The 14,920-nt window shown below is 36.5% G+C and carries 13 protein-coding genes; 2 read left to right on the top strand and 11 right to left on the bottom strand.

The genetic code is table 11. The annotated features are described in order from the left end of the window. Positions 1-44 precede the first annotated feature (44 nt). From BXY58_RS15035 to BXY58_RS14990, 11 genes are all read right to left on the bottom strand, one after another. Positions 45-1,268 (bottom strand): HD domain-containing protein, encoded by a 1,224-nt coding sequence (locus BXY58_RS15035; RefSeq protein WP_120214687.1) that lies wholly within the window; start codon positions 1,266-1,268, stop codon positions 45-47. A 171-nt stretch (positions 1,269-1,439) separates the two neighbouring features. Next, the gene (locus BXY58_RS16990) at positions 1,440-1,613 is read right to left on the bottom strand and encodes a hypothetical protein (RefSeq protein WP_170144253.1); all 174 of its coding nucleotides are present in this window, start codon (positions 1,611-1,613) and stop codon (positions 1,440-1,442) included. Then, entirely contained in the window at positions 1,613-2,461 is an 849-nt protein-coding gene (locus BXY58_RS15030; protein ID WP_120214686.1) for a diacylglycerol/lipid kinase family protein, read from the bottom strand. Before BXY58_RS15030 ends, BXY58_RS16990 begins: the two co-directional genes overlap by 1 nt. A gap of 180 nt (positions 2,462-2,641) precedes the next feature. Further along, entirely contained in the window at positions 2,642-3,088 is a 447-nt protein-coding gene (locus BXY58_RS15025) for a DUF6526 family protein (RefSeq protein WP_120214685.1), read from the bottom strand. Further along, on the bottom strand, positions 3,089-3,874 hold the full coding sequence (locus tag BXY58_RS15020; protein ID WP_120214684.1) for an RsiV family protein: 786 nt from the start codon (positions 3,872-3,874) through the stop codon (positions 3,089-3,091). Between the two features lie 219 nt (positions 3,875-4,093). Continuing rightward, a complete protein-coding gene (gyrB, locus tag BXY58_RS15015; protein WP_120214683.1) occupies positions 4,094-6,028 on the bottom strand; it encodes a DNA topoisomerase (ATP-hydrolyzing) subunit B in 1,935 nt (644 codons plus the stop codon). Between the two features lie 180 nt (positions 6,029-6,208). Further along, positions 6,209-7,909, bottom strand: a complete 1,701-nt coding sequence (gene lysS, locus BXY58_RS15010) for a lysine--tRNA ligase (RefSeq protein WP_120214682.1) — start codon at positions 7,907-7,909, stop codon at positions 6,209-6,211. Between the two features lie 162 nt (positions 7,910-8,071). Beyond that, positions 8,072-8,503, bottom strand: coding sequence for a DUF2314 domain-containing protein (locus BXY58_RS15005; protein ID WP_120214681.1), 432 nt, complete (start codon positions 8,501-8,503; stop codon positions 8,072-8,074). A gap of 15 nt (positions 8,504-8,518) precedes the next feature. Beyond that, positions 8,519-9,442 carry a 23S rRNA (adenine(1618)-N(6))-methyltransferase RlmF gene (gene rlmF, locus BXY58_RS15000; RefSeq protein WP_170144252.1) on the bottom strand — a complete coding sequence of 308 codons (924 nt, stop codon included), beginning with the start codon at positions 9,440-9,442 and terminating at the stop codon, positions 8,519-8,521. Further along, a complete protein-coding gene (locus tag BXY58_RS14995) occupies positions 9,442-11,580 on the bottom strand; it encodes a glucoamylase family protein (RefSeq protein WP_120214727.1) in 2,139 nt (712 codons plus the stop codon). The genes rlmF and BXY58_RS14995 overlap by 1 nt, the downstream gene beginning before the upstream one ends. A gap of 100 nt (positions 11,581-11,680) precedes the next feature. Next, complete coding sequence (locus tag BXY58_RS14990) at positions 11,681-12,061, bottom strand: c-type cytochrome (protein ID WP_120214680.1); 381 nt, start codon at positions 12,059-12,061, stop codon at positions 11,681-11,683. 86 nt (positions 12,062-12,147) lie between these two features. On the opposite strand from BXY58_RS14990, the gene dusB reads away from it, so the two are divergent. Further along, positions 12,148-13,137: a tRNA dihydrouridine synthase DusB gene (gene dusB, locus BXY58_RS14985; RefSeq protein ID WP_120214679.1), complete on the top strand. Its 990-nt coding sequence runs from the start codon at positions 12,148-12,150 to the stop codon at positions 13,135-13,137. Positions 13,138-13,293: 156 nt separating this feature from the next. Then, complete coding sequence (locus tag BXY58_RS14980) at positions 13,294-14,919, top strand: M1 family metallopeptidase (RefSeq protein WP_120214678.1); 1,626 nt, start codon at positions 13,294-13,296, stop codon at positions 14,917-14,919. Position 14,920 lies beyond the last annotated feature (1 nt).

Raw genomic sequence — 14,920 nt, 5'->3', positions numbered from 1 at the left:
TTATTAATTAAGTTTTAATTTTTTATGACGAATCAAAACTGCTTTTACTTTAATAATTCTATTTCTCTTGGATAATAGACGACATATTTCTTAGTCGCGTTCTCCATACAACCGAATAGAATTTGATTTTCAGACTCTTCCAGTTTGAGCTTTCTACCCGATTTTTCCAACAGATAGATCGGCTGTTTCTCTGTATCATATGGCAATAATGATCTTGAGATTTGCCCAACCAACTCCTCTCCAGTTTCAATCTTAAAGTATTGGTTGACTTTTTCTACTTTTTGTTTCAAAAACTCTTCAGAAAATGGCTTTGATGAAATTATACTTTTCGGAAACTCTCTGTAAATAACCGTTCTGCAAAGTCTCGCCAAAATAAAATCCTCGCTCTCTGTCCAGACTTTGATAGCCTGGAAAACATCCATATCATCCAACATCGTGAATCTTCTGATATCTTCTTCTGTGGCTTCTTCGAATTTATTTTTAACTAAAAAATATTTCAAATTAGAAGGCGCTTCCAAATCAACATTCTGTGAAACCAAATACTTGGCTCTATTAAGGATCTGAACTAAAATATGTTCGCCCAAAGCGGCTGTTTTGTGGTAATAGACCTGCCAATACATAAACATTCTGGCCGTTAGATAGTTTTCTATAGAATAAATTCCTTTAGCATCGATGACCAGTTTTTCATCGCTCACGTTCATCATAGATATGATTCGTTCGACATTCACACTGCCTTCTGAAACGCCGGTGTAAAAACTGTCCCTTTTGAGATAGTCCATCCGGTCCACATCCAACTGCGACGAAATCAACTGATTGAAAAACGAACGATGATACTTTCCCTGGAACATTTCTATCGCCAAATCCAATTTTCCTTTGAATTCCTCATTCAACCGGTTCATTAGCAGAATCGAAATTTTCTCGTGATGCCAGTCATCCATCAGCATATTTTCCAAAGCGTGAGAAAACGGACCGTGACCAATATCGTGAAGCAAAATCGCCAGCATTGCTGCTTTCTCCTCTTCTTTTGATATTTTTATGCCTTTCAATTTCAAGGTTTCTAAAGCTTTGAACATCAGATTCATTGCACCAAGAGCGTGATGAAATCTCGTGTGCTTTGCGCCGGGAAAAATGAGTGAAAGAAGTCCGGTTTGGGAAATCCTTCTGAGTCTTTGGAAATAAGGATGTTCTATAATATCGAACAAAATCTCGTGAGGAATTTTGATAAAACCGTGAACCGGGTCGTTGATAATCTTAAGTTTATTCTGCACCTTTTATAGTTGATGATTGATACAAAAATAGGTAAATTAAAATGGTTTTATGTAATAAATAATAGAATGGAAATCAAACTTTCACTTGGCAAAATAAATAATCGTGATTCTTATAATCTATATCAAAATTTAATTTAGATAGTTTTTCAATTTCTATAGTTTGAGATTCACTTAATGAATATGATAAATATAAATTGTCATCATTTTCTTCAGCAACAATAATTTTTTTAATTCATTAATCTCAATTATTGAAATATCAAATTCCTTTACAAATTTTATATTATAAGTTTTTGCAGGATTTATTACATCTCTTTCATAAACCTCAATAGTCTTAATTATTTTCATTAAATAAGTATTTTCAAACTCCTCGGCAACACTTTAATCTTAATCGGTGATTTGATTTTCTTGAATTCACCATCGATATGCCAGGTTTTTGTATTGACTTTGAATTCGATTTCTGAAACCGGAAGATAAGTGACATAATCGTCATCTTTCAAACGTTTTGTGAACATTCTGAAAGCGAAAAACGGCGAATAAGTCAAAGGAAACTTCTTAACCAAAACCAAATCTACCAGACCATCACTTTTACTTGCCATCGGTGCAATGTAAGCATTGTTGCCGAACTGGCGTGTGTTGGCAATGTTCAGCATCAGATATTTGCCGTTGTATTGTTTGTAATCTTCATCTAAGAATTTGATTTTGATTGGCTTATAATTGAAAAAAGTCTTGATAGAAACCTTGATATAATTCTTGAAACCCCGATTGGTTTTCTCAAATTCTTTCACCACTTTCCCATCAAATCCAGTTCCTGAAACATTGATCGAAAAAATACCGTTAACCGTAAACGTGTCAATACTTCGGAATTTTTTCTGATCTAATTTTTCCAAGAGAAGCGAAATATTTTTGTTAAAATTGGTCTCATTGGAAAACCCATTTCCCGAACCAGCCGGAAAAACCGCTAGAATTTTATCCGTATTAATAAGCTTTTGTGCCACCACAGAAATTGTTCCGTCGCCGCCAACAGCCACAAAAATATCCACATCTTTCCAATGTCTTCTGATGAAATCATCTGTATCTTCCAAAGACCTGGAAATGATATAGAGTGGATTTTCAACCTTCTTGGAAAGGCTGTCCAGGAAAGGCTGATAGTTTTTCTTTGCAGAATAAGGATTGATGATGAAAGCAAACTTCATTGTTCAAAAATAAAAATACTCTGAGGATTTCAGAGTATTTTTTTATGAATTAATTTTTATTTGTTGGGCTTCGAACATCAGCGTGACAGAAATGACTTCAAGAACCTTAACCTAACAAACGTTCGTAATTAGGCGTTCATTCGAGTTGTCATCCTGAGGCTCTCGAAGGATTCTAAAGTTCTAAACTCTTTGATCGTCTGCTTTCCAGTTTTTGATATTCTTTTTGATTTGTGCTGATGACCAATCGTTCTGAGCAGTCTGATGCATCAACTCCATCAAGTCTTCATCTTCTGCAAATCTCAATGCAAAAATCTGAGCATCAGAAAATTGATAAGTCGAATTTTCTAATCGATTACCTGTCAAAGCAAAATACCGGAACTTAAACTCGTTAATTATAATCCTATCCTGGAGCCCCAAAGCATAATGTTGACGAAGCATCAAGGATAAAATAACTATCGAAATAATGATTGCAGAAATAGCAAGCCAAATTAAACTGATATTCCTGTAATCAATTGCATTATCCCAAAATTCAAATAGTGATAATATTAATAAAATCAACATTACCGGATAGAAAACAAAATGATGCAAAGGATAATATTTCCTGTGATTTTTCAGATTTTGACTCATCTATTTAATTTTATATTGGCTTACAAATTCCGGCTTCAGCTGGTCTTTGATGTCTTTGAAATTTAACGTGATGTAAACCACGCCCGCTGCATAAGCCGTAATCTCATATTGATTATAAACAAATGTAATCTTGTCCTGGTCAAAAAAGAAATTGTTATTCAGTTCAATCTTATCTACCAAAAGCATTTCTTTTTGTTCCGGCTGCTCAAAATGATCTTTCAGGATTTTGTCCCAATTGGCATCTGCAGGGTTTTTGAAAATATCGGCTTGAGAAATCACTTTGTTGTTTTTCAGATCGAAGGCCTTATAAGCTTCAAAATAATAACCGTGCGCGCCACCGGAATAACCGCTTCCTGAGTACAAAAGAGTCAAAACATCATTCTGATGAGAAATGACTTTCATAGCAGAGGTCTCATCCCAAGTCTGTTTATATTCCGGCGTGTAATCTTGCGACTCATCTTTTTTCAAAGATTCGTTTTTGAATTTCTCAAGAATAGTGGCCAATGATTTCTTAGAATAATCCTGCGCTTCGATATTGGCAGGTTTATAAATACTGTCCAAGATTGTTTTATTGGTAATATTTGGAAATACCAAAACCTGCTTTTCAAAAGATAAAGTCAATGTTTTTCCGACTTGCAAAGAATCCTGAACCCTTATAGAATCTACAACAAACTCATTTTTGGTTTGAATACTGTCGGATTTTGTGGTTGAACCCTCTTGTGTTTCCTTCTTATTACAAGAGAAAAGCAGAATCCCGAAAGATAGAATTGTGAATAGGTTTTTCATAGGTTTATTTTTAAGTTGGTGATTGAATTTTTGATAATATTTAACGCAAAGTCAGCCATTTTTTTTTGTTATTGAAAGTATTCAAGTTTGAAGGAAAGCTCGCAAAATAATTTCAACTAAATTTTTTACTAATATAAGAAGTAAACACTTAATATAAATAATTGGTCATTAACAAAAAACCTTCCAAAAATTGGAAGGTTTTATTTTTATAAAAATGATTTAAGCATCGATTCTTGCGTAAACCGCATTTTTCTCGATAAATTCTCTTCTCGGCGGCACTTCGTCTCCCATCAGCATAGAGAAAGTTGAATCTGCTTCAACAGCATTATCAATTGTTACTTGTTTCAAAATCCTGTGTTCCGGATTCAAAGTTGTTTCCCAAAGTTGTTCAGGATTCATCTCTCCAAGACCTTTGTAACGTTGCACTTCTACGCCTTTTCCATCCGGTGACATTTCTAAAGTAAACTCTTCGCGCTCCTTTTCGTTGTAAGCATATTGCTTCTTATTTCCTTTCTTTAATAAATACAAAGGTGGTTGGGCGATATAGATATATCCGTTCTCAATCAGCTCTTTCATATATCTGAAGAAGAAGGTCAGAATCAACGTCGAAATGTGGGAACCGTCGATATCGGCATCGGTCATAATCACGATTTTGTGATATCTTAATTTGGCCATATTCAACGCTTTGGAATCTTCTTCTGTTCCAACAGAAACACCAAGCGCTGTGTAGATATTCTTGATTTCCTCATTATCATAAACCTTGTGAAGCATTGATTTCTCTACATTCAGAATCTTACCTCTCAGTGGAAGAATCGCCTGGAAATGACGGTCACGACCTTGCTTTGCCGTTCCACCTGCGGAATCTCCCTCAACCAGGAAAATCTCGGATTCAGCCGGGTCTTTCGAAGAACAGTCAGATAATTTCCCTGGCAACCCAGAACCACCCATCGGCGATTTTCTCTGAACCATTTCACGTGCTTTCTTCGCAGCCTGTCTGGCTTTTGCCGCTAAAACAACTTTTTGAACAATTGTTTTTGCCTCGTTTGGGTTTTCCTCCAGGAAATTAGTCAGCATTTCGCCCACGATCTTATCAACCGCGCCGGAAACTTCTGAGTTACCCAATTTAGTTTTAGTCTGACCTTCGAACTGAGGCTCCATTACCTTTACAGAAACCACTGCTGTCAAGCCTTCTCGGAAATCGTCTCCTGTAACTTCTACTTTTTCTTTTGCAGGAAGTCCTAACTCATCGGCATATTTTTTCAAGGTTCTTGTCAAAGCTCTTCTAAAACCTGCCAAGTGCGTTCCACCTTCGTGGGTATTGATATTATTAACGTAAGAATGCAAGTTCTCGTTGAAAGACGTGTTATAACGCATTGCCACTTCTACTGGAATATCATCACGCTCACCTTCCATAAAAATCACGTGTTCCATTATAGATTCGCGGTTTCCGTCGATATATTCAACAAACTCTTTCAATCCGCCTTCCGAATGGAACACTTCTGATTTGAAAGAACCGTCTTCCAGTTTTTCCCTTTCGTCGGTTAACGTAATTGTAATTCCTTTATTAAGATAAGCCAACTCTCTTAATCTGGTTGCCAACGTATCATAATTGTAAACTAACTCAGTAAAAATAGAATCATCCGGCTGGAAAAACTGTTTCGTTCCTCTGTAATCGCTGTTGCCTATCTCTTCAACCCCGGTTTGCGCTTTTCCTCGGGAATAAACCTGCTGATAAACATTCCCATCTCTGTAAACAGTTGTAATCATTTCGTTGGAAAGTGCGTTAACACAAGAAACCCCGACCCCGTGAAGACCTCCGGAAACTTTGTAAGAATCTTTGTCAAACTTACCACCGGCTCCGATTTTGGTCATTACAACTTCCAGCGCAGACTTCTGTTCTTTCTCGTGAAAATCGACCGGAATACCACGACCGTTATCCATAACTTCGATCGCATTACCTTCTTTTATCGCAACAGTGATTGTATCACAATATCCGGCTAAAGCTTCATCGATAGAGTTATCCACGACTTCATAAACCAAATGGTGGAGACCTCTGACTCCTACATCACCAATGTACATCGAAGGACGCATACGAACGTGCTCCATTCCTTCCAATGCCTGAATACTACTTGCTGTATATTGTTTTTGACTCATATTATTCTTATAATCAGCACTTAGCCGATAATTTTACAAAGTGTTATTTCTATTAAAATGCTCACAAATATCGTGAAAAAATTCGAGATATGAAAGCTAAAAAATGGGTTAGTTTTCAACAGGAATGCAAATAAAAAAGCGAACTACACAGTCCGCTTTTAATTTATATTCAATGAGAAATTAAACCAGTTTCATCAATAAAACCTCATCGATTTTCTCAACTTTTACCAAATTATTTTTAGTTAAAGTTTTAGAAGCCTTGTCCCATTTTTTACCGGAAAGCTGAGAACGATTTTTTACTTCATTCAGTTCCATTGCCTCTTCCTGTGAATTAAGGATTTCAAGAATCACTTTTTCATCTTCTCCCAATTCCACTACCGGAGTTTTTTTCTCAGGTCTCATTTGAGGAAAGAAAAGAACTTCCTGGATTGATGGATTGTTAGTCAGGAACATAATTAATCTGTCCATACCGATTCCTAAACCAGAAGTTGGCGGCATTCCATATTCCAAAGCTCTAAGGAAATCTTCATCAATAAATTGCCCAGCTTCATCATCCCCTTTTTCTGACAATAATAATTGATGTTCAAAACGCTGTCTTTGGTCGATCGGGTCATTCAACTCAGAATAAGCATTCGCGATTTCTTTTCCGCAAACCATTAATTCGAAACGTTCTGTCAAACCTTCCTGACTTCTGTGTTTCTTCGTCAAAGGTGACATCTCAACAGGATAATCTGTAATGAAAGTCGGCTGAATGAAGTTTCCTTCGCATTTCTCTCCAAAAATCTCATCAATCAGTTTTCCTTTACCCATTGTTTCATCAACCTCGATTCCGATAGATTTTGCGAAGTCGAATAATTCCTGCTCAGACTTTCCAGTGATGTCGAAACCTGTGTATTTCAGAATAGCTTCTGTCATAGATACTCTTGGATAAGGTGCTTTCCAGCTGATTTTATGTTCTCCGAAAGTTGATTCCGAAGAGCCGTTTACGGAAGTCGCACAGAATTCCAACAATTTCTCTGTAAAATCCATCATCCAATTGTAATCTTTGTAAGCTACATAGATTTCCATTGCCGTGAATTCCGGATTGTGCGTTCTGTCCATCCCTTCATTTCTGAAGTTTTTCGAGAATTCATACACACCGTCAAATCCACCAACGATTAATCTTTTCAGATATAATTCGTTGGCAATTCTAAGATATAAAGGAATATCCAAAGCATTGTGATGGGTGATAAATGGTCTTGCCGCAGCTCCACCAGGAATGGATTGCAAGATTGGCGTTTCAACTTCAAAATAGCCAGCATCATTGAAAAACGTCCTCATTGCATTGAACAATTTTGTTCTTTTGACGAAGATTTCTTTCACGTGAGGATTCACAACCAAATCTGCATAACGCTGTCTGTAACGCAATTCCGCATCTGTAAAACCGTCAAAAACATTACCTTCTGCATCTACTTTTGGAAGCGGAAGCGGACGAAGAGATTTGGTCAACAATGTGAAATTCTTCACCATTACTGTCATCTCTCCAACCTGAGTTTTGAACAATTCACCTTCGATGCCGATGATATCACCGATATCTAAAAGATGCTTGTAAACCTCGTTGTATAAAGTCTTGTCTTCACCAGTACAAATCTCATCGCGGTTAAAATAAACCTGAATTCTACCTTCAGAATCCTGCAATTCTGCAAAACTTGCCTTCCCCTGAATTCTTCTGGACATCAAACGTCCGGCAATCACCACCTTCTTCCCTTCTTCGAAATCCTGTTTTATAGATTTGGTGGAATCAGTGATTTTGTATTCAGCGGCTGGGAATGCATCGATTCCCAAATCGGTCAATTTCTGTAGTTTCTCGCGACGGATAATTTCCTGTTCTGATAATGACATTTTAATTCAATTTTTTCGAATTGCAAAAATAGTGATTTTTAAATGGTTGTGGAAGTTAAATTTTAGTGAGTAATTTGAACGCAAAGTGCGCAAATATTTTTTGAAATTATTGAAGATATTTAAGGTTCGCAAAGGCGCTTTGCTCAGCAAAATTCAGAATAGTTAATCAATGGAAAGAATGAATTCTTTGTCAAATTTTTCTTTTTCTAATTCTGACATTCGATTGCGTATAACCCTAATTGTAAAGCCTCCAACTAACTTTCCTTTTTTCGAAAACATCCAATCAGAAATTTTATCTTTATCGATTTTAACTTTATCGGTTAATTTTATGTCGGTTACCGAATTGGGTAAGTTATCAATAATTCCAAAATAATCATCATCTATCTTTTCAATATTAACAGCCCAAATATGCTCCGATTTATCATCAACATCATAACGAATCTTTAAAGCAAACTTTTCATTTTCTGAAAACTTTAAAGCTTTATCAAAATCCTCTAAAGTTTTATTCGCTAACTCAATAGCAGAATTCATTTCTTTATCATCTTCACTTAAAGAAAAAATCATTGGCTCTTCACCTCTCTCTATTCTATCCATTTTAAAAATATTTATTTAAAACCAATCTTTCCTATTTTCTTTCGGAATAAATGTCCAAGCTAAAATCCTGCTAATTTTTTGACCTTGCGCCACATCAATGATTTTGAATTCGGGTACTTTGAGATTTTTAAGAAGAGTAGTCAACTGATGCAGATTGTCTTTTTTGGAAACCAAACTTGTGAACCAAAGAACGTTTGAGGAAAATTCTACACTTTCATTTATCATTTTTTTGATGAAAGCCATTTCCCCACCTTCACACCATAATTCGGATTGCTGACCTCCGAAATTGAGTTTTGGATTTTGAATTTTCTTTTTTCTGAGATTGTTATTCTTTCTTCGATTGCCTTGTAAAGCTGATTCTTCCGAGTCGTGGAAAGGCGGATTGCACATCGAAAATGTGAATTTATCATCTTTTAAAATAATATTTTTGAAAATAAATTCTGATTCCGGTTGAAATTTAAGTTGGATATTTTCTTTTAAATCAGGATTGCTTTCTAAAATCTTTTGAGCATTATCCAGAGAATCTTTATTGATATCCGTTCCCAACATTTTCCAGCCATAAGATTGATTAGCAATCAGAGGATAAACAAGATTAGCTCCCATTCCAATATCTAAACCTTTGACTGAATTTCCTTTTGGAATATTTCCATTTTCTTCTGCCAACAAGTCCGCTAAATAATGAACGTAATCTGCTCGACCTGGAATCGGTGGACAAAGATTACCTTCCGGAATATCCCATTCTTTGACATTATAACATTTCAGAAGCAAAGCTTTATTAAGTAACCTGACCGCTTTCGGAATACTGAAATTGATAGTCAATGTATCGTAATCATTTTTAAATACATAATGCTTCAACTCTGGAACGACAGAAATTAATTCTTCAAAATCATAAGAATTACGATGGAGATTTCTTGGATGTAAGCTGGATTTTTCAGACATTATTTTTCCTTGTTCAATTTTTCGATTCCAGCTTTCACATCGGGATGACTCATAAATAATTTCCAAATCAAACCCGTTCTGTGATTTTCCATCATCACGGTCATTGGCGCCTGATTCAGTCCCATAAAAATCGGCGAACACCAATTATTATTCAAATCAAATGAATCCCGGAAACCATATTCACCCCAAAGAAAATCGCCATAATTGAGGTAGAAATTTTTCAAAACCGCCATAGATTCTTTTGGTGTATAAGGGAAGGAAGCAATCGCACCGGTTGGCGTTAATTTTCCTGTGTCTTCTCTTTCCACAGGCTCATCAGGATTGTAGCCATTTGGTCCATCGGAAGCTGTTAACCCCCAACCGTCTTTGCCGTAACCTTTTTGTTTCTTCGGATTTTCGACACAATACAGATAATTGATTTTGGCAATGTTCTGATTGTTTTTGAAATAGTTCGTGTATCTGTCCGTCAATCCGTGCGGGTCATATCCCATAAATGAATAATGTGCGAAAAACAGCGGACCGCCTTTGTTGACGCCGACATCCAGCTTGATGCCGTAATAAGTATTTCCATTGGTGTACATTGCACCTTCATCAGATTTCCCCCAATCTTTACGGTAATCCTGCGCAATCTTATCCTGACTTGCCCAACCCGAATAATACATACTTGCCGGAACTGGATGTGTTGGCGAAGCAATAGCCATCAGGTAAGTTACCATTGTTTCGTTCCAGCCAATCAGTCGGTGATTGATTGTCCAAGCCTGGTCGGGCGACCAATGCCAATATAGAAATTTGCTATCTGGCGTTTGTTTGAACCAGTCCCACTCGATTCCTTTCCAGAATTGGTCGATTTTTGTTCTGATATTTTTTTCTTCCGTATTGTCTTTGTTAAAATATTGATGCGCCGCCAACAATCCCTGAACGAAAAACGATGTTTCTACCAAATCGGCTCCGTTGTCTCTCTTTCCGAAAAAAGGTTCGGTTTTTCCTGTTTTTCCGTCGATAAAATGTGCAACTGCGCCGTGGTATTTATCGGCTTTTTCTATGAAATTAACAATCTTGGTAAATCTATCGACCGCTTCTTTTCTGGAGATAAATCCCCGTTCAGTTCCGGCAATCAGAGCCATAATTCCAAAACCTGAAGCTCCGGTTGCAATCATATTCTGTCTTCCGTTGGTATTTTCTTTTGACAAGCCGCTTTCCGTTTCTGCGCCGTCCCAATAATAATTAAAAGATGCTTCCTGAACCATCGTCATCAATTCCTCATCTGACATATTTCTGGTCTCGGCGGAAACAACTTCTGATAATCTTGATTCGTTGAAAAGTTTGTCGAGGAAACTGATTTTATAGGAATATTTCTTTCCGGTTTCATTAGTGAAATCTGCAAATCTATCAACATAAGCATCCTGAATTCCAACCGGTTTAAAATCTTTTCCATTTTTGGAACGATAGATTTTCACATATTTGATATTATTGTCTTTGATTGGATTCCATTTCAAATCCACGTGTTTCATATAACCTTTCGCCAATGAAATTTTTGGAGTTTCAGCAATCTTCTTCTTTTCTCTTGAATCTATAAAAGTAATATCGTCTAACCAAATTTTGTTATTGGAATCAGAATTTTCTGGTTGAGAAAAAACAATCGCTTTGACTGATTTCGGATTATCTTTCACAGAAGCATCCAAAGTTGACATATCAATTAGAATATTTTCCCACTGATTCTTTTTCGTCAGCTTAAGTGTTACTGGTTTTGAAAAACTTCCGTCTGTTTTCTGAATTTTCACAGCTGGTAAAATATTGGAATCATTTTTCTCAGATTTAATCCAAAAACTTAGGAAATTGGATTGAGTAAAGAAATCTTTTCCTCTTACATCTTCATATTCTATCGATGCTTCCCATTTACCGTCTTTTGCATTTTTATAATCCAACAAAAGAGAATTTCCAGGCGAGTGAAATTCATTTTTATCAACCAGCAATTTATTATTTTGATTTTTCACAGACGCAGAACCTGAAGATTTTACATTGCCGTAGAAGAAATTGTCCTTCATCAGACTGTTTGTAAAAAAAGTATAATCATATTGATGTTCCTGCGCACATAATGATGCGGAAAAAAATAGAGCAGAATATAAGATAGACTTCATAGATTTTGTTTTTGAAAAGATAATCATTTTCTCCAAAAGAAGCATAAACGAAAAAAGACAGTTCAAAACTGCCTTTAATTCTTATAGTCAGAGCTATAAATTATTTTGAAGATAAAATATATTGCGCCATAAATTTCGCATTTTCTTTGCTCAATCCATTATGAGCCGGCATTGGAACATCACCCCAAATTCCCGAACTTCCTTTGATGATTTTATCCGCCAGCAATTCTACATTTTCAGGCGTGTTTTCATATTTCGCAGCCACTTCTTTGTAAGACGGGCCAATCATTCGTTCATCCATTTTATGACATCCTAAACAATCTGCGCCTTCCACTAAAGACTGACCTTCAGCAATTGGGTCCGTTACAACTTTTGGCGCAGCTTCTGGTTCTTCTTTCAGAACATCTTTGTTTCCTGAATTATCACTTTTTGAACAAGCCACAATTGAAGCCAGAACAGCCGCCAGAAATACTCTTTTCATATTCATTAATTTACCCCACAAATTTACCAAAAAGGAATTAAGACTGAATTTAAATTAGAAATAACAGGAATGATTATCTTTGCAGAATGGTAAAAATTGGCAACATAGAACTTCCGGATTTTCCGCTTTTGCTGGCACCGATGGAAGATGTAAGTGACCCACCTTTTAGAAAACTGTGCAAAATGCACGGCGCAGACCTGATGTATTCTGAGTTTATTTCTTCAGAAGGATTGATTCGTGATGCTATCAAGAGCCGCAAAAAGCTGGATATTTTCGATTACGAAAGACCTGTCGGAATCCAGATTTTTGGTGGCGATGAGGAAGCAATGGCAATGTCTGCCAGAATCGTGGAAACAGTTGAGCCGGATTTAGTGGATATTAATTTTGGTTGTCCTGTAAAAAAAGTAGTTTGCAAAGGCGCAGGTGCAGGCGTTTTGAAAGACATCGATTTGATGGTTAGATTAACCAAAGCTGTCGTGAATTCTACCCATTTGCCGGTTACTGTAAAGACCAGATTGGGCTGGGATGACAGCAGTATCAATATTGATGAAGTTGCCGAAAGATTACAGGATGTTGGAATCAAAGCCTTAACCATCCACGCCAGAACACGTGCTCAAATGTACAAAGGCGAAGCCGACTGGGAACACATTTCAAGAATCAAAAATAATCCGAATATTGAAATTCCGATTTTTGGAAACGGCGATGTTGATTCTCCCGAAAAAGCTTTGGAATATAAAAACAAATACAACTGCGACGGAATAATGATTGGTCGTGGTGCGATTGGTTACCCTTGGATTTTCAATGAGATCAAACATTTTTTCGAGACTGGAGAAATTCTTCCTGAACCAACTATTGCCGAGAGACTGGAAGCGGTGAAAAACCATGCCCTTTGGTCTGTGGAATGGAAAGGAGAACGTCCGGGAATTGTAGAAATGAGACAGCATTACAGCAATTATTTTCGTGGAATTCCACACTTTAAAGAATTTAAAACTAAGTTTCTTCAGGCTTTAACCCTTGAACAAATTGATGAAATTATTGAAGAGACGAAGCATTTTTATCAGGAAAATGTGATTTAATTTTTTAAACCACGAGGGTCACTAGGCTTTTCACAAAGTCCACAATTATTATAGTGAACCTTTGTTGAAATCTTTGTGACATTGTGGTTAATTAATATCCAATTTCTGTAACTTTTAACAGTTAAATTCCAACTTATTAGACCTCAAATAATTAAAATGAAAAAAATCTTACTGCTCGCTATATTGGTATCAGGTGTTTCTCAAGCACAGATGTTTGAAGACCCAAAACCAACCAAAATTGACACTTTAAAAGGTTCTAATACAGAATTCAGGAACTTTTGGGATGTGAAGAAATATGATATTGTTCTGGAACCCAACTTCGATGCGAAAAGTATCAAAGGAAGTAATAAAATCAGTTTGACAATTGAGAAAGATATCAAAAACCCGACTTTCCAAATCGATTTGCAAAAACCGATGAAAGCGGACAAAATCACAGCAAGTTTTCCTATTACCGATAAAAAAATTGACTGCGATTTTATTTTTCTTACAACGAAAAAGAAATTCAAAAAAGGCGAAAAATACACGATTGATATTGATTATTCCGGAAATCCTTTGATTGCCAAACACGCGCCCTGGGACGGCGGCTGGATTTTCACAAAGGATAAAAACGGAAATCCGTGGATGACTGCTGCTGATGAAGGAATCGGTGCGAGCATTTGGCTTCCTGTAAAAGACATTTGGAGTGATGAGCCTGATAACGGAATCACTTTCAAAATCATTACACCAAAGGATTTGGTAGGCATTGGAAATGGAAGATTAATCAAAGAAGAAAATCTTGGGGATAAAAAATCCTGGCTTTGGGAAGTGAAAAATCCAATTAATGATTATTCCATCATTCCATCCATTGGGAAATATGTGAATTTCAAAGACACTTTTGACGGAGAAAAGGGAAAACTGGACTTGGATTATTGGGTTTTGGATTACAATCTTGATAAAGCTAAAAAACAATTTGAGCAAGTAAAACCAATGATGAAAGCCTTTGAGCATTGGTTTGGACCTTATCCTTTTTACGAAGATTCTTACAAATTGGTAGAATCACCGCACCTTGGGATGGAACATCAAAGTAACGTTGCATACGGAAACAAATACCAAAATGGTTATCTGGGAAGAGACCTGTCCGGAACTGGAATTGGCTTGAAGTGGGACTACATCATCATCCACGAAACCGGACACGAGTGGTTTGCGAACAACATTACGGCAAAAGACCAAGCTGATATGTGGATTCACGAGAGTTTCACAACCTATTCCGAAACCTTGTTTGTGGACTATGTTTTTGGGAAAGCTGACGGCAACAAGTATCTGCAAGGATTAAGAGGAAATATCCAAAATGATAAACCAATTATCGGGATATACGGCATCCGAAATGAAGGCAGCGGCGATATGTATCCAAAAGGTGCGAATATGATTCACACAATTCGTCAGGTGATTAATAATGATGAGAAATTTCGTCAAATCTTAAGAGGTTTGAATAAAGATTTTTATCATCAGACTGTAACTTCTGCACAAATTCAGAATTACTTTTCTGAAAAATCCGGCATTGATTTAAAATCGATTTTTGAGCAATATTTGACAACCATCAAAATCCCGACTTTGGAATATAAGCAAAACGGTAATCAGCTGACTTATAAATGGACGAATGTTGTTCCGAATTTGAAACTCCCAATCCGATTGGCAGATGGACAGGAACTGAAACCAACGGAACAGAATCAGACAACTACTTTGAAATCTGATAAACCGGTTGAGTTCGATAAAAATTATTACGTCATATATAGTAATAAGTAAT

The organism is Epilithonimonas arachidiradicis (assembly GCF_003610695.1).
In the GTDB taxonomy this organism is placed as follows: domain Bacteria; phylum Bacteroidota; class Bacteroidia; order Flavobacteriales; family Weeksellaceae; genus Epilithonimonas; species Epilithonimonas arachidiradicis.
Note: the sequence above shows the minus strand (reverse complement) of the source record. Positions and strands in the feature narration are given on the sequence as shown.